The sequence below is a fragment of the Mycobacterium sp. genome, from assembly GCF_052143115.1.
In the GTDB taxonomy this organism is placed as follows: Bacteria; Actinomycetota; Actinomycetes; order Mycobacteriales; family Mycobacteriaceae; genus Mycobacterium.
On the sequence record NZ_JBKQTQ010000026.1, the window covers coordinates 1 to 21,583 of the forward strand.

At 64.5% G+C, this 21,583-nt stretch carries 19 protein-coding genes and 2 pseudogenes; 10 read left to right on the forward strand and 11 right to left on the reverse strand.

Annotated elements, in window-relative coordinates; translation table 11 throughout:
- A partial coding sequence (locus tag ACLQI9_RS02340) for a thiamine pyrophosphate-binding protein (RefSeq protein WP_442390913.1) occupies positions 1-661 on the reverse strand: 661 nt, incomplete at its 3' end.
- 265 nt (positions 662-926) lie between these two features.
- Between ACLQI9_RS02340 and ACLQI9_RS02345 the strand changes: the two genes are divergently transcribed.
- Positions 927-1,901 (forward strand): quinone oxidoreductase family protein, encoded by a 975-nt coding sequence (locus ACLQI9_RS02345; RefSeq protein WP_442379437.1) that lies wholly within the window; start codon positions 927-929, stop codon positions 1,899-1,901.
- 35 nt (positions 1,902-1,936) lie between these two features.
- Here the strand turns inward: ACLQI9_RS02345 and ACLQI9_RS02350 are convergent, their stop codons facing one another.
- Positions 1,937-2,764 (reverse strand): DUF4396 domain-containing protein, encoded by an 828-nt coding sequence (locus ACLQI9_RS02350; protein WP_442379439.1) that lies wholly within the window; start codon positions 2,762-2,764, stop codon positions 1,937-1,939.
- Between the two features lie 38 nt (positions 2,765-2,802).
- Here ACLQI9_RS02350 and ACLQI9_RS02355 point away from each other — a divergent pair.
- From ACLQI9_RS02355 to ACLQI9_RS02375, 5 genes and pseudogenes are all read left to right on the forward strand, one after another.
- A pseudogene (locus ACLQI9_RS02355) lies at positions 2,803-2,988 on the forward strand (cytochrome P450); the annotation flags it as partial.
- 71 nt (positions 2,989-3,059) lie between these two features.
- Entirely contained in the window at positions 3,060-4,082 is a 1,023-nt protein-coding gene (locus tag ACLQI9_RS02360) for a phospholipase D-like domain-containing protein (RefSeq protein ID WP_442379441.1), read from the forward strand.
- 251 nt (positions 4,083-4,333) lie between these two features.
- Entirely contained in the window at positions 4,334-4,801 is a 468-nt protein-coding gene (locus ACLQI9_RS02365) for a hypothetical protein (RefSeq protein WP_442379443.1), read from the forward strand.
- Positions 4,802-5,194: 393 nt separating this feature from the next.
- On the forward strand, positions 5,195-5,701 hold the full coding sequence (locus ACLQI9_RS02370) for an N-acetylmuramoyl-L-alanine amidase (RefSeq protein ID WP_442379444.1): 507 nt from the start codon (positions 5,195-5,197) through the stop codon (positions 5,699-5,701).
- A gap of 272 nt (positions 5,702-5,973) precedes the next feature.
- Positions 5,974-6,756, forward strand: coding sequence for a COG4705 family protein (locus tag ACLQI9_RS02375; RefSeq protein WP_442379446.1), 783 nt, complete (start codon positions 5,974-5,976; stop codon positions 6,754-6,756).
- Between the two features lie 34 nt (positions 6,757-6,790).
- On the opposite strand, the gene ACLQI9_RS02380 is transcribed toward ACLQI9_RS02375, so the two are convergent.
- Positions 6,791-7,792 carry a cytochrome P450 gene (locus ACLQI9_RS02380; RefSeq protein ID WP_442390915.1) on the reverse strand — a complete coding sequence of 334 codons (1,002 nt, stop codon included), beginning with the start codon at positions 7,790-7,792 and terminating at the stop codon, positions 6,791-6,793.
- 284 nt (positions 7,793-8,076) lie between these two features.
- Here ACLQI9_RS02380 and ACLQI9_RS02385 point away from each other — a divergent pair, with 284 nt between their 5' ends.
- Positions 8,077-8,823: an SDR family oxidoreductase gene (locus ACLQI9_RS02385; protein WP_442379450.1), complete on the forward strand. Its 747-nt coding sequence runs from the start codon at positions 8,077-8,079 to the stop codon at positions 8,821-8,823.
- Positions 8,824-9,163: 340 nt separating this feature from the next.
- Here ACLQI9_RS02385 and ACLQI9_RS02390 read toward each other — a convergent pair whose 3' ends face one another.
- Positions 9,164-9,835, reverse strand: coding sequence for a winged helix-turn-helix transcriptional regulator (locus ACLQI9_RS02390; RefSeq protein ID WP_442390917.1), 672 nt, complete (start codon positions 9,833-9,835; stop codon positions 9,164-9,166).
- 195 nt (positions 9,836-10,030) lie between these two features.
- On the opposite strand from ACLQI9_RS02390, the gene ACLQI9_RS02395 reads away from it, so the two are divergent.
- On the forward strand, positions 10,031-10,954 hold the full coding sequence (locus tag ACLQI9_RS02395) for an NmrA family NAD(P)-binding protein (RefSeq protein WP_442379454.1): 924 nt from the start codon (positions 10,031-10,033) through the stop codon (positions 10,952-10,954).
- A gap of 161 nt (positions 10,955-11,115) precedes the next feature.
- Here ACLQI9_RS02395 and ACLQI9_RS02400 read toward each other — a convergent pair whose 3' ends face one another.
- Both ACLQI9_RS02400 and ACLQI9_RS02405 read right to left on the reverse strand, forming a co-directional pair.
- The gene (locus ACLQI9_RS02400) at positions 11,116-11,592 is read right to left on the reverse strand and encodes a LysR substrate-binding domain-containing protein (protein WP_442390929.1); all 477 of its coding nucleotides are present in this window, start codon (positions 11,590-11,592) and stop codon (positions 11,116-11,118) included.
- A gap of 230 nt (positions 11,593-11,822) precedes the next feature.
- Positions 11,823-12,206: a hypothetical protein gene (locus ACLQI9_RS02405; protein WP_442379456.1), complete on the reverse strand. Its 384-nt coding sequence runs from the start codon at positions 12,204-12,206 to the stop codon at positions 11,823-11,825.
- Positions 12,207-12,597: 391 nt separating this feature from the next.
- On the opposite strand from ACLQI9_RS02405, the gene ACLQI9_RS02410 reads away from it, so the two are divergent.
- Complete coding sequence (locus ACLQI9_RS02410) at positions 12,598-13,410, forward strand: GTP cyclohydrolase, FolE2/MptA family (protein ID WP_442390919.1); 813 nt, start codon at positions 12,598-12,600, stop codon at positions 13,408-13,410.
- 194 nt (positions 13,411-13,604) lie between these two features.
- Here the strand turns inward: ACLQI9_RS02410 and ACLQI9_RS02415 are convergent, their stop codons facing one another.
- The 5 genes and pseudogenes from ACLQI9_RS02415 to ACLQI9_RS02435 all read right to left on the reverse strand — a co-directional run bounded on the left by ACLQI9_RS02415 (position 13,605) and on the right by ACLQI9_RS02435 (position 19,812).
- Positions 13,605-15,026 carry an adenylate/guanylate cyclase domain-containing protein gene (locus ACLQI9_RS02415; protein ID WP_442379460.1) on the reverse strand — a complete coding sequence of 474 codons (1,422 nt, stop codon included), beginning with the start codon at positions 15,024-15,026 and terminating at the stop codon, positions 13,605-13,607.
- Positions 15,027-15,384: 358 nt separating this feature from the next.
- Positions 15,385-16,131, reverse strand: a complete 747-nt coding sequence (locus tag ACLQI9_RS02420; protein ID WP_442390921.1) for a hypothetical protein — start codon at positions 16,129-16,131, stop codon at positions 15,385-15,387.
- 23 nt (positions 16,132-16,154) lie between these two features.
- The gene (locus tag ACLQI9_RS02425) at positions 16,155-17,072 is read right to left on the reverse strand and encodes a hypothetical protein (protein WP_442390923.1); all 918 of its coding nucleotides are present in this window, start codon (positions 17,070-17,072) and stop codon (positions 16,155-16,157) included.
- A gap of 253 nt (positions 17,073-17,325) precedes the next feature.
- A pseudogene (locus ACLQI9_RS02430) lies at positions 17,326-18,381 on the reverse strand (AAA family ATPase); the annotation flags it as partial.
- Positions 18,382-18,459: 78 nt separating this feature from the next.
- Positions 18,460-19,812 carry a serine hydrolase domain-containing protein gene (locus tag ACLQI9_RS02435; protein WP_442390925.1) on the reverse strand — a complete coding sequence of 451 codons (1,353 nt, stop codon included), beginning with the start codon at positions 19,810-19,812 and terminating at the stop codon, positions 18,460-18,462.
- A 299-nt stretch (positions 19,813-20,111) separates the two neighbouring features.
- On the opposite strand from ACLQI9_RS02435, the gene ACLQI9_RS02440 reads away from it, so the two are divergent.
- The coding region (locus ACLQI9_RS02440) for a biotin carboxylase (protein WP_442390927.1) at positions 20,112-21,583 on the forward strand (1,472 nt) is incomplete at its 3' end.

Genomic DNA, 21,583 nt, shown 5'->3' on the forward strand with positions numbered 1-21,583 from the left:
CACCGGCATCCCAGGCCCCGGCGCGATCGACCTCAGGCCCGAACACCAGCAGTGGCCGCTGCGCACCGTTGATGCGCTGGGCGAATCCGCGCAGCCGCTCGGCATCCGGGCTGACCCGGTGGCTCACTGTGCGGATCACGGCCGGACCCAGCGCGGGCTTCTCCCAGTCGTCAAGCGGGATCGACACAAACACCGGGCCGGCCGGTGGCTGTAACGCGACCGCGTAGGCGCGCATGATCGCCGCTGGCACGTCCTCGGCGCGCTTGGGCTCATACGCCCACTTCACCCACGGCTGCGGAAACACAGTTTCGTCCTTGTTGGTCAGATACGGTTCGCACAAAACCATTTCGCGGGTCTGCTGACCGGCCGTGACGATCAGCGGGGTGTTGCCCTTAGCCGCCGCCACCAGGTTGCCCATCGCGTTTCCCATCCCCGCGGCGGTGTGCACGTTGACCAAGGCGGGCTTGCCAGTGGACTGGGCGAACCCGTCGGCCATAGCCACCACCGACGCCTCCTGCAATCCCAGGACATAGGTGAAGTCGTCGGGGAAGTTCTTCAAGAACGTCTCCTCGGTAGAACCCGGGTTACCGAACACCGTCGTGAGCCCCAGCTCACGAAGCAGGTCGTAGGTCACCTCGTGGATACTTTTCGCATTTGCCATCGGTCTGCCCGCCCTTCTTACTTATTCGAGCCGTGCACCATGTCGGCCACGCGCCGCTACCGATGAGCTTCGCCGGAAGCACGGCGGCCGTCGATGTCGCGCGCGACAGCGTTGAGCGGCCGTCGCTGTTTAGCCGAACAACGCGCAATCAACTTCCAGGTGCAGCCGGGCAGTCGGCAGCATTGTTCACCGCGACACCGGCGCACCTTGATCGTTGTCGCCCGTTCCATCGACGGCGGCTGGATGTCACCGTGAGATAGGCGGTATGCACGCGATTGAAGTCGCCGAGCACGGCGGACCAGAAGTCCTCAACTACGTCGACAGGCCGCAGCCCTCCCCGGGCCCGGGTGAGCTGTTGATCAAAGCCGAGGCGATCGGTGTGAATTTCGTCGACATTTACTTCCGATCCGGGCTGTACCCACACGAAGTACCGTTTGTCCTTGGCGCCGAGGTCGCCGGGACGGTCGCCGCGGTGGGTGACGGGATCACGTCGTTTCGTATCGGTGACCGGGTTGCCTGCGCCGACGCGGTCGGCGCTTATGCCGAATACTGTGTTGCACCAGCCGATGTCGTAGCGCAGGTGCCCGACAATGTCGGATTTGACGTTGCCGCCGCGGCGCTCCTGAAGGGGATGACCGCACACCTGCTTATCAAATCGGTCTACCAGGTTCAGGACGGCGACACGCTGTTACTGCACGCCGGGGCCGGCGGGGTGGGTTTGATCCTGACCCAATGGGCGACCAGCTTGGGCGCCCGGGCGATCACCACCGCCTCCACCGCGGAGAAGGCAGAGCTGTCGCGCCGGGCCGGGGCGGTCGAAGTGCTCGACTATCCCGACGATCCTCAGCAGTTCGGGGCCAAGGTCCGATCGCTCAGCGGCGGTGCCGGTGTGGCCGCGGTATATGACGGTGTTGGCAAGTCAACGTTCGACGCCAGCCTTGCCAGTCTTGCGGTCCGCGGTACGCTCGCGCTGTTCGGCGCGTCCAGCGGGCCGGTGCCTCCGGTCGACCCGCAGCGGCTCAACGCCGCCGGATCGGTGTATCTTTCTCGGCCGTCGCGGCCCCACTTCATCCGCACTCACGACGAGTTTGCTTGGCGGACAGTCGAATTGCTCGACCGCATCGGCGACGGGACCATTGAGGTGACGGTTAGCACACGCTACCCACTCAAGGAGGTGGCGCGCGCGCACCGCGATCTCCAGAGCCGTAAGACCATTGGCTCGGTGGTGCTCATCCCCTAGCTGACCGCGCCGGCGGCGGCTTGGTCACTCGCGGCTCACATGGCAAATCGGACGACGATGACGAGCGCGACGCCGAGGATGGCGAAAGTCAACACTGTCATGGCGGCCTTCACGCCAGCGCTGGGCTGATGTTGTCCGGAGCCCGATCCCGCTGATATTTCATGCGACATCGCATCCATCGAGTGCCCCTCGGTGGCCGCCGCAGCAGGCTTCGGGCGAATCGTCATCATGCCGTGCTTCATGTGGTTGGCGACGAGCCACCAGTTGATCGGGTAGGCACAGACGAATCCGACGATCAGCGCCATCGACATGAGGAACCAGAACTGCGGGCGCATTGGGTCGTCGCCGTCGACCACGGTTCGCATCGCGAATTGGGACGTGATGATCATCCCCGTCATGAGCAGGTTCATGGACAGCAGCTCAGGCAGGAAGGTCATCTTCAGAGACTTCGTGTATGACCCGCCCGCTGCGTCGCGCATCGCGAAGGCCTGGAAGAAGGCCCACCCGAACCCGAAGCCGAGTACGTACTCGAGCAGAAAATCAGGCCAAAAGGGCAGCGTCAATACGCCGCCGATCGCGGCCCCGACGACGATTCCTATCCCATCGCCGGCGACGCAATGCATCGTCGAGCCGAGCACTTGGCGCCAACGAGCCGCGACATATTGTTCGTGGTTGCCCCGCAACGGTTCCCGACAACCAAGCACGTAGAAGAACGCTCCGAGCGGTCCGGTAAATGCGGTGAGGATGACGAAGGCCCACTTAAGGACCGGCGACTCGGGGGTGGTCCGCCAGACGTCGATGACGACGAACAGGAACGACGGAATTGTGAGGATCCACCACAGCAGCATTACGCCGTTGAACATATGGAACAGGCTATCGACCTCGCGCCGATCTTGACCACGTCTCCTTCGGCTACGGTCCGCATTTCTGCGTGGGCGCAGCACTGGGCCGATTGGAGGTCGGCATCGCCCTTCCCGCATTGTTGGCGCGCTTTCCCTCGCTGTCATTGGGCGCCTCCCGCGACGAGTTGTGTTTCAGCGGCGCGTTCATGACGCGAGGACTACTGGGCCTACCGGTGCACTGGTGAGGGTCGGGCGACGACTTGCTGAGCCCCGTTAGGTGCAGAGCAATGTCAGTGGGGCGCAATAAGGTCGGATAATGCGGCTCTTACCCATCACTGCGCGAAAAGCGCTCTTGCTAGTCGCGCTGACCCTGATGGGCTGCGTCTGTGCAACCCTCACAACTTCTTTTGCGCCGCGCGCACTCGCGGCCGATGAGAACTATCAATTGATTCAGGAGCCCGAGGCGGGCTTTTCCCGCATCATTGATCTGATCAGCGGTGCCGCCCGCTCGGTGCGGATCACCATGTACGAACTCACCGATCCTGCCGCAGTGAACGCGCTTATCGATGCACACCGCCGAGGCGTGGACACCAGAGTCATCCTCGACGCCGCGTTCCACGGCCACGACGCCAACGCCGAGTCTTTCCAGGAACTCAGCGACGCCGGCGTCGACGTCAAGTGGGCCCCCAATGGCGTGATCTACCACCAGAAAACGATCACAGTCGACGACACCACCGCGGCAGTCGGCACCGGCAATCTGACGCCGCAGTACTACTCGACCAGCCGCGACGCCTGGATACTGGACACTAACCTCACCGACGTCGCAGCCATTGCGGCGACGTTCGACACCGACTACACCGCAGCACCATCCGGGTACCCGCCCGAAGCGACCCCCGCGCCTAACCTGATCTGGTCGCCGGCAGCGCGGGCCGCCTTCCTGCAGCGCATCGACAAGGCTGCCGTTAGCGTCGATGTCACTAGTGAGGAATTCAAAGACCGCGCCGTGCTGTCAGCCCTGGACAAGGCGGCGCGCCGCGGTGTGCAATGCCGCATCGTTCTCACCGAGAATCCATCGTGGGCCAATGGCGTGGCCGAAGTGTCAGCCGCCGGCTGCTCGGTGCACCTGTTACCGGCCAACGACACGGCGCTGCACATGCACGAGAAAATTCTGCTCACCGACCACACCACGCTGATCATCGGCAGCCAAAACCTCACTACCACAAGTCTTCTGGAAAACCGAGAACTATCGCTTGTCGTGGACACCGCAATTGCACCAGAGCTTATCGCCGCCGTCACTTCAACCTTCGACGCTGACTACGCCGCCGCGGCCGCGCAGTAGCCGGAAACGCAATCGCAAAACCGGCGATGGTCCGCACCACCGAAGCCATCGACGATCTCGATGCCATCGGGCTACTGAAAGAACGGCTCTAGTCGAAACGGCGATGCACCAGGTCAGGCGGGTACGCGGTCAAAGATTGTTGGTTTTTCGTTAGGAAAGTTTATTGAGCCGTTATTTGGGGAATTACACGTGTGTGATTAACCTGGCCGGCGCCTTCGGTCAGAGCCGCACGAGCCGACAAGGACAACCACATGAACACCGTCCTCTACTTCAGCCCTAATGGCGTCGTCTATGAAACCCGCGCCTACAGCAACGCCGATATCGCCGAACTCGTCGACGACTATGGGCTCGAAAGCCTGACCAGCACTGATCGACAGTTCGACTTCTGGTTCACTCCTTCAACACGGGCGTGCCGCCGCAAAGTCAACCGCAGCGCCACCGAAATGCTTCTGGCCACAACTCGGTTCACTGCCAAAACAGTGCCGCTGCTCCGCGGCGGAGTCGTAGTCGCCACCCACGACTCAGCCGGCAAGCTCGATGGGCTCAGCTGGCAGCAGCTAGATCGCTTGATTCAGAACAGTTTCACCCTGACGCGACGCGACGACCGGGTGCTTAGCCGTCGGATCACGCGCGACGAGAGGCGTCAGCAGCGCAACCTCGTCGCGGAAGACGCCGCGACCGGGGTCCGCCTCGGACAACACCCCGTTGCCCGGCACTGATTGACCACCAGGTCTGCGCTACGTGCCTCCAGCGACCATTGCGTCCGTATCGTGAGGGCCATGGACGCGCCTGCGCCCGACCAGCCCGATGAGTGCCCTGAGTTCGTCAGCCGCCGTCAGCTGCTTTGGCTGGCCGGCAGCATCGGCTTGGCGTCCACGGTCGGCGCCTGCTCAAGCAAGCCGCGAGTGGACTCTGTCTCGGCGCCCGCGACTGGCCCGACGCCACCGTCTCCAAATCGTGCTGCCACGGGCACAACGGGTCCCAGCCCACTATCTGGACCGACAGCCCCGGCCCCAAAGGCCCCGAGCATCACTTCGGCTCAGTTGCTCTGCCGAGATGCTTGGGGCGCCCGACCCGCCCGCGCCGGAGGAAAGCCCCACTCCATCACCCGTATGACTGTCCACCACGAGGCCGTGGCCCTCGGCGACAACCGTAATGCCCCAGGCCATTTGCGCCAGGACCAGCGGTATCACCAAGACCAGCACGGATGGATCGACATCGCGTATCACGTCGGCGTCGACCGCAACGGCAACATCTACGAACTGCGGAGCCCCAAGATTGCGGGCGACACCGCGACGGACTACGACACCACAGGCCACTTTCTTGTCCTCTGCGAAGGAGACTTCGATCAAGAGGTTGTGTCGGAGGCCCAGCTTCACGGAGCCGCTCTCGCGTTCGCATGGGCTGCCCAGAACTTTGGGATCGCGACCAGCACATTGGCGGGCCATCGGGACCTGGCCCAGACGTCTTGCCCGGGCGCGAATCTCTATGCCCATCTCTCCTCAGGCGACCTCAAACGCCGCATTGACGACCTACTGGCCGCTGGCCCGGTAGACCTCCCGCTGTTTTGCGGACCTGACGCTGCCGCACGAGTCGCCGCTATCGAGGCCGGCAATTGACCAGCACTTGTTAACTGAGCTCCCGGGAATCGAAACCGATAGTTTAGCAGGGCTTTTGCCGTCTGAGCTGCCGGTTCGCTCCGCCTCAGTCCCGTTCGTTGCCTGCGGTTCGTTCTCGGGTCGTGACGGCGTTACGACCAGGAAATCGATTGGGAGTGACCGTCCGACAGGAAGTCCATATCGTCGTCGTGTGAACAACTCGACGTTGTTGGCTAGGAACGAAAACCAAGCACTCGCAACCAATCTCAACGAGAACGGAAGTTTGCCAGGAGATGAATGACCTTTCGAAACAAGCGTTGACCAAGGTGCCGGCGGTCACCTTAGGGTTCTGGGTCATCAAGATCTTGGCCACAACGCTGGGCGAGACAGGCGGCGACACCGTGACAATGACCCTGAATTGGGGCTACGTGGCCGGAGTCGCACTTTTCGGCGTCGCGCTGGTGGTGCTGATCGCCGCGCAAATCCTCGCCAAACGTTTCCACGCGACCCTGTACTGGGCGACGATCGTGGCCTCGACAACCTTCGGCACGACGTTGGCCGATTTCACCGACCGATCGCTGGGAATCGGCTACACGGGCGGATCGCTTCTGCTTCTAGGTTGCCTGCTGGCGACCCTCGGGCTATGGCGTTGGTCCGAGGGAACAGTATCGGTAAGCACCGTTTCCAAGCCGAAAGTAGAAGCGTTCTACTGGGCAACCATCACGTTTTCGCAGACGTTGGGCACTGCCCTCGGCGACTGGCTTGCCGACACACGCGGATTTGGTTACGAGCGTGGCGCGCTGGTGTTCACCGCTGCGATCGGCGTGGTCGTGGCCCTTTACTACTGGACCACGGTGTCGCGCGTCACCTTGTTCTGGGTCGCTTTCATCCTGACGCGGCCTCTGGGCGCAACCGTGGGCGACTTCGTCGATAAGCCCGTTGCCGACGGCGGCCTGGCCCTGAGCCGCCCGCTGGCCTCGGCGGTCATCGCGGCCGCAATTGTCGTGTTGCTCATTATGCTGCCGCAACGCCCAGGACGCCATCCCGGTCAGGTGACGAATCCGACGGCGGCCTGAGTCGGCGTTTTTCCTATTTTCCGGTTTCCGGAAATCACCACACCAGCGGCAGATGCGTCAGGTACCGGTCGACTTCGGCGGCGAGCACACTGTAGGCGTCCGCGGTCCTAAACTCCGGAATGCGTCGCAGAAACTCGGTGATGATTGCGATGAGCTCGGCTCGTGCGAGGTGCACGCCGAGGCAACGCCGCGTGCCTCCGGCGAAGGTGTACGAGGGCCGCGGTCGGACCCGGTTGTCGGCGATCGATATGTCGATGCCCTGGTCGAGGTTGAGTGCTTGCAGTGGCAGCACAATCCGCGTACCCGCCGGCAGCGTGACCTCGCCGATGGTCATCTCGGTGAGGCTGGCCCGCGGGCAGGTGGTGATGGGCGGATTGAGCCGCACTGCCTCGTCGACAAATGCGCCGATCTGGTTGGGGTGGCTGCGCAGCAGGGACTGCCATGGCGGGTTGCTGGCCAGCTCCACAAGCGAGAATCCAATGGCCACGGTGCCGGTGTCGACGGCGGCGGTAAAGAGCAGCGTGACAAACGACGTGATTTCGTCGTCATCGAATTCATCCAGCAGGGCCGCGACAACGCCGGTGGAATCCGCCTGTGGAATGGTGTGCGCCACATAATCAACAACGCGCTGATGATTGTTCTTCGGGTCGTCGCGGTGCACCCGGTAGCGATCCAGCAGCCCGATCACGGTGTCGAGGTCGGTCGATGGGAACCCCAGCAACGTGAGTAACGTCTGGCACGCCAGCGGGTGGGCGATATCGGCGATGCCGTCGCACTCGCCCTTGTCGGCGACGGCATCCACCAGCGCCACCGCGTGGTCTTGGACGGCTGCCGTAACCGGGGCTAACGCCAGCGGCGTGAACCGCGGATTAAGAATGCTCCGATATCGCGCGTGCTCCGCCGGGTCGGACACGGTGCTCGGTACCCACGGGTACATATGGGGGTCCATGTGCGGGCAGACCAGCGCGGGGTCACGCAGCGCCGCAAGAACGTCGTCGTGGTCGGTCAGGTAGTAGTCGCCGTGCAGGTACACCACCCGCCCGGCTCTACGCAACGCAGCCCAAAAAGCCCGCTCGGAGGCATGTATGGCCCGGCGGTCGATATCGGCATTCAGGACGGCGCCTTTTCCATGACGTCAACATATCGCCAATGGCAAGGGCGATTTTCGGTCTGTTCTCGCTTGTAGAGGGTGGAGCTGCCGTGCCCGCCCGACGAGCTGTTCGTGATGACACTGGCCTCGCAGGAATAACGTGATATATCACGTGTTGAACTGACCTGATCGCTTGGCGATTGTGCCCACCTCGAACAAAGGAGATCACCATGGGTCAGCTTTCCGGGAAGACGGCACTCGTCACCGGCGGCAACTCCGGCATCGGCCTCGCCACCGCGCAACGGTTGGCAGCCGAAGGCGCACACGTCTTTATCACCGGGCGAAACCAGAAGACTCTCGACGACGCCGTGGCGTCGATCGGAGCGGAAGCAACCGGCATCCGCGGCGACGTCTCGAATCTCGACGACCTCGACAACGTTGCCGATGCCATCAGGGCGCGTGGACGAGGCCTGGATGTTGTGTTCGCCAATGCCGGCGGGGGCGAATTGGCGACACTGCCCGACGTGACCGTCGAACAGTTCACCAACACGTTCCAGATCAACGTCGGCGGAATCCTATTCACGCTGCAGAAGGTCTTGCCCTTGCTGAAACCGGGAGCGTCGATCGTGCTGACCGGTTCAACCGCCGCGTACGGGGGCACACCCGCAATGGGCGTTTACGCGGCGTCGAAGGCTGCCATCCGTTCGCTGGGACGCACCTGGGCAGCTGAGTTGGTCGACAAAGGCATCCGGGTCAACACTGTCGTACCGGGTCCAGTCGAGACGCCGGGACTGAAGGGCCTGGCACCGAGCGGCCAGGAACAGGCACTGCTCGACGCCCAGGCGTCGCATGTGCCGATGGGCCGGGTGGGGCGGCCCGAGGAAGTCGCCGCCGCGGTGCTGTTCCTCGCCTCCGACGAGAGCAGCTTCATGACCGGAACCGAGCTGTTCGTCGACGGCGGCGAAAGACAGCTATAACGCTAGGGTGCTGCTGAATTAGCAGCGGATGATCAAAAGAAAAGGACCGCTACTGCGGCCCTTTTTTGTCAAGCTGCCGGGAATCGAACCTGCCCCAAAAATCACCGTGAACTGTGAGAACACGGAATTTGAGCACGCGAAACGACGTGGAACGACGCGAAATGACCTGTGGAAAAACGAGGGTGTTTGATGGCATCAACTGAATTTCACGACGCGACGCGACGCGAAAGTACGTGAAACGACCTGCGGATACGCGAAATGTGTTGACGGCGTAGACAGGCCGCAGCCGCCCGCCTGCTGTAACCGGCAACCCACACGGCTCAGGTAGCCGGGAGCTGGTCTAGCCGGTCGAGGGCCCGGCCTTTTTGTTCGTTAGCCTCAAGACCGTCCGCATTGTGTCTACATCGTCGTGGTTGCCATGAAAGCGGAGCCGACGCAGGGCGGCGAGACGCTGCGTTGCAGTAGCGCCCAGGCGAGCGGTCACGAGGTCGGATGCCGACGCACCCAAGGTCACATCTGGTTCGTGCCGCGCCCCGGCGAGTCGTCCTGCGGTCACGGCGAAATCGAAATTTTGACCGTCGATATGCACCCGATAGTTTGCCTCAACTCCCACGGCGCGCGCGGGCTCGAAACCTAAGAGCACGCCGACGAGAAAGCCGTTGAGTGGTGATCGGGATTCCTCGCTGCTGAATCGCATCGTCTTGAGGCCGAACCGTGCGACCGCACCGAGGATGGGAAGCACGAAACGCCACCCGTCGTCGCTGAGGGTGTACACGGTGCGTGCGATCGGTGGAGGCAACTCGGTGCGTTCGACGACGCGAGCCTGTTCGAGTTCGTCAAGGCGTTGGGCCAGAAGGTTTGTCGCAATGCCCGGCATCTGCGCACGCAGGTCGCTGTAGCGACGCGGACCTCCGACGAGCTCGCGCACGACCAGCAGTGTCCAGCGCTCACCGAGCACGTCGAGCCCATTGGCGATAGGACAGTCCTGGTTGTAATTGCGCCGCCCAGCCACGCGATTACTCTATCACTTAGACAGATTCCAAAATTAGATGATTGACTTGTTTGTCTATGTGGTTTAGATTTCTGACAGGTGCAACGCCGGTAATGATCCACAGTCGGAACGTGCTGCTGGTGGCGTCTACGCCCGCCGCGATCGCCGACTCGGCTACGCCACCTACCGGGACGGCCCGAGCGGAGGGACAACATCATGACTGTCGAGCCCGTTCTTGTCACTGGCGCCGCGGGGGGCATCCAAGGCTCGACCGGTTTCCATGTCACGCGGTTACTGCTCGATAAGGGGTGGCCCGTGCGCGCCTTCGTCCACCGACTCGATGACCGATCCGATCGGCTTCGCGCGCTCGGCGCCGAAGTCGTCGACGGCGACCTGCGCGACTTCCGATCAGTCGCGGCCGCGATGGTTGGGGTCCGCGCTGCCTACTTCGCGTATCCGGTGCAGGAGGGCCTGCTCGAAGCCGCCGCGACTTTCGCCGCCGCGGCACGCTCCGCCGGTGTCGAGCGGGTGGTGAACCTGTCGCAGTGGTTGCAGCCCGGCGGAGAGCAGCCCACCCCCCACCAAGCCCGCCACTGGCTGGCCGAGCAGATCTTCGACTGGGCCGACGTCGGCGCCGTGCATCTCGACGCCACTGTCTTCTATGAAAACCTCCGCACTTGGGCCCTGCTCAGCCTGGCCCGGGCTGGGGTGATCGCCTTGCCGTGGGGACCGGAAGCCACGGCGATCCCGATGGTGGGCGCCGAAGACGTCGCCCGCGTGGCCGCGGCGGTGCTGACGGGCCCGGTGATGCTGAGTGGCACGGTGGTTCGATTGATGGCCGGTGCGGTCACCAACAAAGAGATCGCCGAGGCGTTCAGCAACATCCTGGGCCGGCCGGTGCAGTATGTCGAGGTCAACGACGATCAATGGGCCAGCGCCGCTTCGGCGCTCGGGGTCAACGCTGTTGCGGTGGAACATCTCACCCACTTGTGGCGCTACTTGCGCACTCGCCCGCCCGAATATCAAGCCTTCTATCACATCACCGACGCGTTCGAACAACTCACCAGCCAGCCACCGCAGTCGCTGCTGCAATTCCTGCGAGAGCACAAAGACCTGTTCGCACAGGCGGCGCCGCGATGATGTTGGGCAGTTACGTTGTGGCGTGGGCAGATTAGACCCACCGCGAGCCGTCGGTTTCATACGCCGCGAGGTCATAGTGCTGCCCGCGTCGGCGACCGCGGGCCGGTCATAGCCAGAGGTGGATCGCATTCAACTGCTCCGACCAGGGTCGTTGATTCGCTCTACGCATCCCTTACCGCAGCCTGGGCGAGCTCGACGAATTCTGCGATCAACGGGGCGCGACGTGTCGCCACCCATGCCAGCCGCACTTCGTTCGGCGGGATGTCGGTGATCGGCGTCCAGGCGACGTCGGGGCGTTGGTAGTAGGTGGCCGTCGATTCGGGAAGCACACTGAAACCACGTCCCGTCGCGACATGTTCGAGCTTCTCCTCGACGCTGCGCGCCTGGGTTGTCGGCGCTGCCCGCTGCCCTGCGCGCATTTCTTTTGCCACGGAACGCCATTCGGGTACGGCATCGGGGTGCTGGAGCAGGTGCTCACCGGCGAGGTCGTGCAGGCTGACGGCCTCCTTGCCGGCGAGTCGGTGAGCGGCAGGCACCACAGCCACGCGCGGCTCGCTGAAGGACACCAGCCGCGCGCGAAGTTCTGGCCGAGCTCGCCACCGACGGCTAACAGGTGGCCGCGAATTCTGCTCGAGCAGCTGCCTGAGACGGTCTCAGCCGACGCACTGGACAGCTCCGCGGCATCAACGACCGATTCGCCACCATCGTGAAACCTCATCGATGACGACCGGATATACCTTCCGTACACCGTCGTGCACGCCGAGCGCGTCGATTACTCGTTCCCCGGACGAACGCCACACTCGACCGCGTGGGGTACTGTTCGCGCCCGTCGGGATCATCACCGCATCGTTTGGTGAAGCCTTTTGCGTCAAGGCTTTCTCAGGCTGCGGGTTAAACCTAGGATCCCGGCTGCCACAAAGGGCACCGGGGAGAGCGTGGCGATCAGTGCGCTTTTGGAACCGACTAGCGGCTTGCTGCGAAGCCCGGTAACAAAGTCGGCTCCATCACTAGCCAGTCCAACCGTTGCCCACCGTTTCAATTCGCCTTCTTCGCCGCGTGCCCAGGCCGCACATGCACCGGAGCCGAGAACCACATCACGGATCCCAATGGTCCGCATGAGTAATGTTTCTGTCCCGGATCCGGGCGAAAAGATCCGGCTCGGCGCGAGGATCATCACCGCTCCCACGGCGACGCGGGCCGCCGCGACCAGCACCAAGATCGGGGTCGATGCCTGAGCTTTTTCGTGCATCACGGCTCGACCCTACTCATCCTGTGTGTTCCCCCAGCCTGGGTACGCGTTACACGCCGGTCAGGCTACCAGGGCTTTTGGCGCCCGAGCTGCCGGTTCGCTCCGTCTCGTTCCGGTTCAGTACCTCTCGTTACCTGCGGATTCGTTCTCACGTCTTGACGGCGTCAAGACGGTCAGGGTCACTCGCGTGACACTCCGCATGTGGAGCCGCTCCGTCTCACGAGTGAACCGATCCCGCACCACACTCGTGTCATGTTCGGTCGATAGCGCCTATCGGCCACGCTGCCTGCGTACCGTGAGCGCCGGGGTGCCTCTCGAACTCGGTGCTTACTACTCGCTACTCACAGTTGATGGCACATTTGTTGACGGTTACGAGTCGGAGGGGGGGAATAGCATGGCCCATGAGGACAGCGGTGTGCTGCCGGACCTGCACTCGGAAGTTCCGAACATCTGTATTCCCGTGCATTCGGTTGGACACGTCGGGGTCAAGCGGATCGTCGCGATCGACGAGCATGACAGTGCGGCGATGGTCGTCATGGACATATCAGTCGGGTTGTATGCCCACCAGCGTGGCGCGCACATGTCGAGGCTGATCGAATGCGTCGACCGGCCAGGTCCACAGCCGACCGTGCTCGACTACGCCCAGGGCATCTTCGAGCGGCTGCGCGGCGCGGTGCCCGGCGCCGCGTCCTGGTCGGTGGACGCGCGGGCCACCATCGTGTTGCCGCACGACGGCGGGTTCAAGCCGATCGAGGAGATATGCCGGATCGAGGCGGCTGAGCGGACCGAGGTGACCTGGGGCGCCGCATTCAAGGTTTGTCTGGCCTGTCCCCAAGCCCAGAGCGCGATCGCCTTCGACCGTGACGATATGGACAACGTCGGCGAGCATCCGTCCCACAATCAGGTTTGCGACCTGGAAATCACCGTGACCGGGGACTTGACGACCGTGGCCGGTCGTTCCCTGGCCGACCTGCTCGCCGTTGGAGAGTGCGCGGCCAGCGGGCCGGTGCGGGAGCTGTACAAGCGGCGTGGCGAAGCCGACGCGGTCACCGCCATCCACCACAACGCGGTGTTCGCAGAGGATGCGCTCCGGATAATCGCCGACAAGACCAGGGTCCAGTTCCCGACGGCTACCAGGGTCACTTGCCAGATCGTGAATTACGAGAGCGTCTTCGAATACCCCCTCCGCTGTGTCGTTATCGTCTGAGGGTTCCGGGCTGCGCCCGACGCTTCCGGACCTCTGAACAGCACTTTCTGTTGTGGAGCTGCCGGGAATCGAACCCGCTGCAAAAGGCGCGTCGACCTGCGGATACGCGAAATGTGTTGACGGCGTCGCCTACACCTGATGTCGCAACCACAAGGTTTTGCGCTGAGCTGCGGAAACACCGGAACCGCTCACTCTCACCGACCCGACGCCACCGCCGGCGTATAAATCTCCACAGGTGCGGTCTTCCCCTTGAGACTGAGCCCTGGCCGCGCGACGAATTCGCCGTGATCTCCGTCAAGCAAGGCCAGCGTCTGACCCGTCAGCAGAACCAAATCACCCGTCTGACGGGTAGCCGACTCGACCCGCGCCGCGATATTAACGGCGTCGCCGATCACCGAGAACTCCAGTCGTCCTGCACCGCCAACATTGCCGGCCACCACCGGTCCGGAGTTCAACCCGACCCCCACTGACAGCGCCGTCCCGAACTCGTCGCGCACTGCGTCCGAGATCTCCAACGCGGCTCTCAATGCCCGATCAGCGTGGTCGACATAGCGCCGCGGCGCTCCGAAAACCGCGAAAAGTCCGTCGCCTGCGTACTTGTCGACGTGTCCGCCGTGCCGGTGAACCAGCGGAACAATCCGTTCAAAGAGCCGGTTGAGAGCCGCCACGACCTCGATCGGACGGAGCCGTTCTGCGAAAGTAGTGAAGCTGCGGACGTCGACGAACATTAACGTGACCTCCACTTCGTCACCCTGCAGAGCGGCGCCCTGCAGGATGTGCTCGGCAACATCGCGGTCGACGTAGGTCCCAAACACCTCTCGAATGCGTTCACGCTCAGCCAAACCCGCCGTCATCGCGTTGAAACCGACCTGTAAGCGCCCGATCTCGCTAGCGTCGTCGACAACGACGCGCGCCGCGAAGTCGCCGGCCCGGACCCGGGCAAGCGCGCGCCGCAGTTCCCCCACTCGCTCGGCGACAGACCGCGTAGCGACAACGAGCGTGAACAACCCGACCACGAGCGCTACCACGACGAGACCCAGGATCGCGGCCAACGTTCGATGCGGCTCGAATCCGACGCCCACAAGGTAACCCACCGCCAGCGTTGCGACGCCGAGGAGCGGCACCCCCGTCGCCAGCGTCCACGCCATCGCCAGTCTGAGCTGAATACTCGGCCCGGAGCGGCGACCGGCCGGCCCACCGTCTAGCGCGCGCGCCGACACCGGCCGCATGATCCGCTCGGCGATCAGATACCAAACCGCGGTCGTGGTGATGCCGCCCAAGATCACGGCACTGAAGATGTATGCCGCAGCCGAAACCGATTCGGTCGCTCCCAACATCGCGAAGAAAACAGCACCGATACCCCATGTCAGGGCGGAAACGCGAACTGCTTCACCCGGTGCACCGAGGGTCATCCGTCGTTCCCAGTCCGTCGGCTTTCGGCGTTGCCGAAGCCAGACGGTGCTCGTCGCATAACGGTTTCTGCGGACGCGTATCAGCACTGGCACGACAACGAACGCGAACACGGCCAGCGCCGTCCCAGCCCGCAAAAGGAGCCGATCCGTCGCGGCCGGACTCAGCAGAATAGGCGCAGCGAAAGACAGGAAGACGAAAACCATTGCGCCACCAGGCACGTTGACCAACACGGCGCCCCAAATCCAGCGCCTGAAGGTCGCATACCGCAGAGGGTCAACCGGTGCCTCAGCAGAAACGCGCCCGTCCGCCGAGTCCAATCGGGGCGGCATCGTACCGGCGGACGCTAAGGCCATGCACTTGAGCTTGGCCGGCGATCGCGCTAGCGCCTAGAGTAGTCGGCTACTCGACTGAAACAGGCCAGGTCTTTTCGGCCTGACCTGCGTCTTCTGTTGTGGAGGTGCCGGGAATCGAACCCGCCGCTCTAACAGGCAGTATGCCTTCTGAGCTGCAGTTTCGTTACATCTCGTTCCAGTTCAGTCCCGTTCGTTACCTGCGATTCCGTCATGGCATCCTCTCCGCCCACGCCATGTGCCCCTCGAAGCCAAGCGATCCCGCCATGTCGCGGTAGCGATCTCGGAAGTGCGTGTAAGCCGGGGCATCACGGTGAGTCCGCGCCAATAGAGCCCGGAGGCGCAGCAGCCAGACGTCGCGTATCACCAGACCCTCATCGGCTCCTGCGGCTGCCAACCGCTCGATCGCGGCCTGGGCTTCGGCCGCATCAGCGGCGGCCCCGCGATCGAGCAGTATTTCCACCAAAACACCCGTCGCAGGAACGCCCCACGCCAGCAGCCGTTCGTCGCGGAACAGATGGTCGACGGTGGCGCGGATGAGCGGTATGGCGTCATCGCGATCTCCACACCGAGCCCTCTCACGCGCGGAGTAGACATCGACGATCGGCAATTCGGACAGGTTGTGGCCCCGTCGCAGGAACACTTCGCCGACCTCGGTCAGGATCTTCTGTCCCCGGTCACGCTCCGCAGCCGTCGAGCGGTGCGCCAACGCAGTGCCCAGCGTCATCCGGCTTAAGGCCAACGCGAGATCATCGCTGGATCGTTCGGCAATCCGTAGGGCATGCTCGATCTCGCGCACCGTCCGGTCATCCGCAGCCAGCACGCCAAACGCTATTCCCGCAAAGTAGACCCAGCCGACAACCGCGCCGTAGGACAGGGGGTCGGCGCTGCGGGCAAGGGCCAGGCCGTGGCGCAGGTCGTCGCGCCATCCGGGACGACCTAGGCAATACCGGGCCATAGCCCGGTTCGTAAAGGCGATCGCTAACGGAGACCCGAAAAGGAAGTTACCTTTAGCCGGGTCACCGTCGGCCAGGTCGATGACCCTTTGTGACCAGCGCAGCGCGTCAGACCACTCGGCGCTCTCAGCCTTGGCGTAGGTCGGCGCGAAGGACAGCCCACCGTCAAGGTCGGATCGCCGACTGACTCGATGAGGGCCATAGCATCCGAGGCCAGCTGCGACGCCGCACGCAGCCGGTCCCGATACACATGATCCATCACCAGCCCTGCCATTGCGATGGCCAGTGACGCCTTGTCCCCGGTGGCGGTGCACAGCTGCCGCAACTCATCAAAGCGGGCGCCGGCCACGTCCATTTGGACTCGAAAGGCGATCCCGCACAACATGGTTCGCGGGGTGATGCGCATTGCTGCTCGGTGCGGGTCATCGGCAGGTAGCCCGTCGGCGTTCTTTACCGCACGCTCCCAACTCAGCCGGGCTGCGGCGATGTCGCGGTTGGTCGCCCACGTTGCTGCGCGCATGTGCCAGCCGTAGCCGGCGTGCAAATCACCGGCGGCCTCCAGATGTTCGGCGATCAGCGCCGCGTTCTGGTCGGCCGATTCCGGCTCACGGGCTTCGATCGCCGCGGCAAGCCGCCGGTGCAACACAGCGCGATCGGATTTCAGTTGGGATTCGTAGGCCACGGTGCGAATCAGCGGATGGTGGAACACATACTCGGGTTGTTGGGTGAACGTGATCTGATCGATCAGCTCGCCTGCCATCAGGTCCTCCAGGACCGGATCAATCCCCAGCGCTTCGAGTAGGTCCCGGCTGAACCGCGAGCCAATCACCGCCGCGGCGCTTAAGGCGCGCTTGGCAAGAGGCCCGAGGCGGTCGATGCGCGCGGCGATGGTCGCTTGCAAGGTGGCCGGCACCTTGGCCTCGACGACATCTGCGGTCGACACGTGCACCGGTCTGTCCCTGCAGCACACCTCGCTCGGCTAGGTGGCGCACCATCTCTTCGGCGAAAAACGGATTGCCGGCGGACCTCTTGGCGATCGTCTGGCCCAGCGCCTCATTCGAGGGGTCCGGCCCGAGCAGCTCGAAGACCAGTGCCGCGGTCTCCGGATCACTTAGCGGCGCAAGGGCTATCGTCTGGGCACCGGCCACCCGGCTCAGCGCGCCAAGATATTCGGGGCGGTAGGTGATCAACACCAATGACGGGGTCTGTGGGGTCACCCCCACAAAGTCCGCCAGCATGGATTCGCTGACCTCGTCGCACCAGTGCGCGTCCTCGACGACATAGATCGCCGGCGCTTCGCGGGCCAGCGACGCGGCATTGACCAGCGCGGTCAATCGGCGCCGCCGGGCATCGGGATCGATAGCCGGGAGTGCGACTTCGGGATCGGCGATGCCAAGCAGGTCGTCGAGCAGCAACAAGTCCTCCGGGTCCGCGTTGGGGACTCGGGTCCGCACCTGCGTGCGGGCGGCCGGGCCGTGCAGCTCGCCCACCCCGCTGGCCTCCCGCAGCAGCCGCGCCACTACGCGGAACGGGATATCACTGGCGTGCGATTCGCAGAAGGCGGCAAACATGTCGACACCCCGGGCGTCTGCTATCGCGGCGACCTCGCGCACCAGACGGCTCTTGCCGATGCCCGGGGATCCCACCATGCCGACCACCGCGCCGTGGCCGTCGATGGCACGCCGCAGCAGGCCCTCGACCGCGGCCATTTCCCAGCGCCGACCAACAAGATTGGAGTCAGCACGCGCGATAGCGCGGTGCCGTTCCGACAAGCCCAACAGCCGCTGCGCCCAGACGGGTTGATCGACGCCTTTGATGTGCACAAGCTCGCGGTCAGTAAGCACCGCCGTTCGCTCGACCAGGCGCGCGGTGGATTCGCTGAGCACCACTGCGCCCGGCGGGGCGATCGATTCCATCCGTTGCGCGATCCCCACCGGCCCACCAATCGCCGTGTAACCCAAAGCACCCGAACCGATCTCGCCAGCAATCACCTGCCCCGAGTTCAGGCCCAGCCGCAGCTGCAGGGTTATCCCGTCGCGGCGTTCGACCTCGGCGGACAGGCGGCCCGCTTCCCGCTGGACGTCCAAAGCCGCCATGCACGCGCGGATGGCGTGGTCTTCCAGCGCCACCGGTGCCCCAAAGATGGCCATGATCCCGTCGCCGGTGAACTTGTCAACAGTCCCGCCGTAGCGCCCTACCACTTCCGCCGAGCGGTTGACCAGCTCGGTGATGATCTCGCGTCCTTTAAGGATAGGCGGTTAAAAACTTCCACGAGGGGTCGTCGGCGTTCACGGTGATCCGGCATCGCGGTGGTGGGTCCGAAGTGACCCTCAGGTGTCGAAGTGCTCGCCGAAGGCGATCGGCTCACGCGTGAACAGGTACGTCGCCCAGTTCAGCTTGGTGACCGTGCCGTCGGCCGCGCGGGTCACCCTCAGCTGCTCACCGCGATACTGCCCGGAGACCGTGCGGTACACGCCATCGGAGATCTTCTCGAACACCGACGGCTGAAACCCGGCGGCCGCCGGCTCGTCGATGCGTGCCTGGAGCCGGCTCTTCTCCACCACGAACACGAAGGGATGGCCTTCGGAGAACCAGCGACCGAGGATGCCGCGCAGCTCGTCGGGCACCTCGGTGCCGGCCCGCCACGGCTCGTCCTCCACTGGGTCGTGCTCGACCACGTGGTCGGCCAGCTCGATCGTCAGCGCGTCAGGCGCCGGCGTGGCCGTGGCGTTCATCAGCGCGATGCCGCCCGTGCCCGACTCGCGGTGGGTGAAGACGCCGGTTTTGTAGCCGGGCATCGCGCCGGTGTGGCCGACCCAGGTACGGCCGGTGGCCGAGCGCATGAGGAACAAGCCCAGCCCCATCGCGCCGGTCCAGACCTCGGCGTTGAGCAGGATCTGGGGCTGGCACATCTCCTCCATCGTGTCGGGGGAGAGCAGCTCCGAGGGCGGGTCGGCCACGAACGCCGACCAGCGGGCCAGGTCGGCGGCCGTGCTGGCCAGGCCGCCGCACGGCGCCATCGCCTTGAGGTCAATGACCGGCTCCACCCGCGGGACGTCGTCGTACGGCGGGACGTAGTAGCCCGTCGCGCGGGGCCCGTCATCGAACCCGACCGTGGTACGCCGCAGCTCCAGAGGCTGGAGCAGCCGGGTACGCAGCGACTCCTGCCAGGGCCGCCCGTCGAGCTCCTCGACCAGCTGGCCAAGCATCGCGTAGACGACGTTGGAGTAGTGCCAGCGCGCGTGGGGCTCCAGGACCCGTTCGACGTCGTCGAAGTCGCGACGGAGCTCCTTGGCGTCCGGCTGCTCCAGCGTCTCCCAGACGTCGCCAAGGGGCTCGCGGGCCATCCCTGAGACGTGGGCGAGGGACTGCCGGACGGTGATCGGGTGGGACACTTCCGAGACGTGGTCGCCGAGCAGGTCGTCGAGGGCGAGCCGCCCCTCGTCGCGCAGCTGCATGACCATCACCGCGATGAAGGTCTTGGTGTTGGAACCGACCAGGAACTGGTCGTCCGGCCCGGGCGCGCGGTCGCCGTCCAGGTCCGCGACGCCGATCCCGTCGCCCCAGGCGAGCCCGCCCTCGCGGCACACCGCGGCATAGAGACCCGGGACACGTCCCTCGCGCTGCTTGCCGAGAGCGATGCGTCGAAGGCACCGGGTCGTGGTGTCCAGGAGTGGGCTCATGGCCCGAATCTAGCGTCTGGCGCTGTTCTTGACAGTCGTCGGACATGCGAGAGACGTCCCTGCCATGCCCTGCTGGCTCGGATCTTCGGGGTGTGCATCAAACCCAGGATGCTTCCAGTTGTTTGGTGTTGGCACGAAGTACGGCCCACGTTGGGGCACTCCACACTTCCACACGGCCATGGGCAGGTGCACACTTGTGGCATGGAGGTATGTGAGCTCACCGCCGTCGCGATCGCAGCGCCCCTGCCCCCGCCGTGGTCCTCACGCCGGGCCCAGGCGACGACGCCAGCGCGGCCGGCGTGATCGTGCACGCCGGCGGGCCTGAGCCCGAGCCGCGCCGCCCGCTGAACGGCATCTCGGACGTACGCGCGTTCTTTCACACCAACGCCGTGCCGCTGTACTTCATCTCACCGACCCCGTTCAACCTGCTAGGCATCGACCGCTGGGTACGAAACTTCTTCTACCTGACCTACTTTGACTCTTTTGAGGGCGCACATTCGCGCGTGTTCGTGCCCCGGCGGCGCGACCGCATTGATTTCGGGTCCATGGGGGATGTGTGCAACTACCTCCTGCGTGATTCCGAGACCCTCGAGTTCATCGCGCGACGAGGGCCCAGTGGCAGGGCCTGCTTCGTGATGCTTGACGAGGAGACCCAGGCCCTCTCGCACCAGGCGGGGCTCGAGGTCATGCACCCGTCTGCGGAGCTGCGCCATCGGCTGGGCTCCAAGCTCGTCATGACGCGCCTGGCCGACGAAGCGGGCGTGCCGAGCGTGCCCCACGTGATCGGGCCGGCCGGCTCCTACGACGAACTGTCGGCGCTCGCGCAGGACGCCGGACTGGGAGATGACCTGGTCGTCGAGGCCGCTTATGGCGACGCCGGCAGTGGGACGTTTTTTGTGCGCGGCCAGCGCGACTGGGACGATCACGCCGGTGACCTGGTCGGGCAGGAAGTCAAAGTCATGAAGCGCATCCGCAACGTCGAGGTGTGCCTCGAGGGCACCGTGACCCGCCACGGCACCGTGATCGGCCCCGCGATGACGAGTCTCGTCGGTTACCCGGAGCTGACTCCGCGCAAGGGCGGCTGGTGCGGCAACGACGTCTGGCGCGAGGTGCTGCCGCCCGCACAGACGCACGCTGCGCGAGAAATGGTGCGAAAGCTGGGCGACATCATGAGCCGCGAGGGGTACCGCGGCTACTTCGAGGTGGACCTGTTGCACGACCTGGACTCCGACGAGCTCTACCTGGGTGAGGTGAACCCGCGCCTCAGCGGCGCCAGCCCGATGACGAACTTGACCACCGAGGCCTACGCCGACATGCCGCTGTTCCTTTTCCACCTGCTCGAGTACATGGACGTGGAGTACGAGCTCGACATCGAGGAGATCAACTCGCGCTGGGAGCGGGGCTATGGCGAGGACGAGGTGTGGGGTCACCTGATAATCACGGAGACCTCGCCGGATCTCGGGCTCTTCACCGCAACCCCACGCACAGGCGTGTGGCACCTCGACGACAACGGGCGCGTCTGCTTTGCGCGCCAGGGCAACGACTGGGCCACGCTGCTCGACGAGTCCGAGGCCTTCTACATGCGTGTCGCGGCGCCTGGCTTCGTACGCTGCGAGGGCGCCCAACTCGGCGTGCTCGTCACCCGCGGGCATCTGCAGACCCAGGACTACCAGCTCACCGAGCGCTGCCGGCGCTGGGTCGCGGGCATCAAGGCGCAGTTCGCGTCGACACCCCTGACGCCGGCCACGCCGATCGTTTCGCGGCTCGTCGC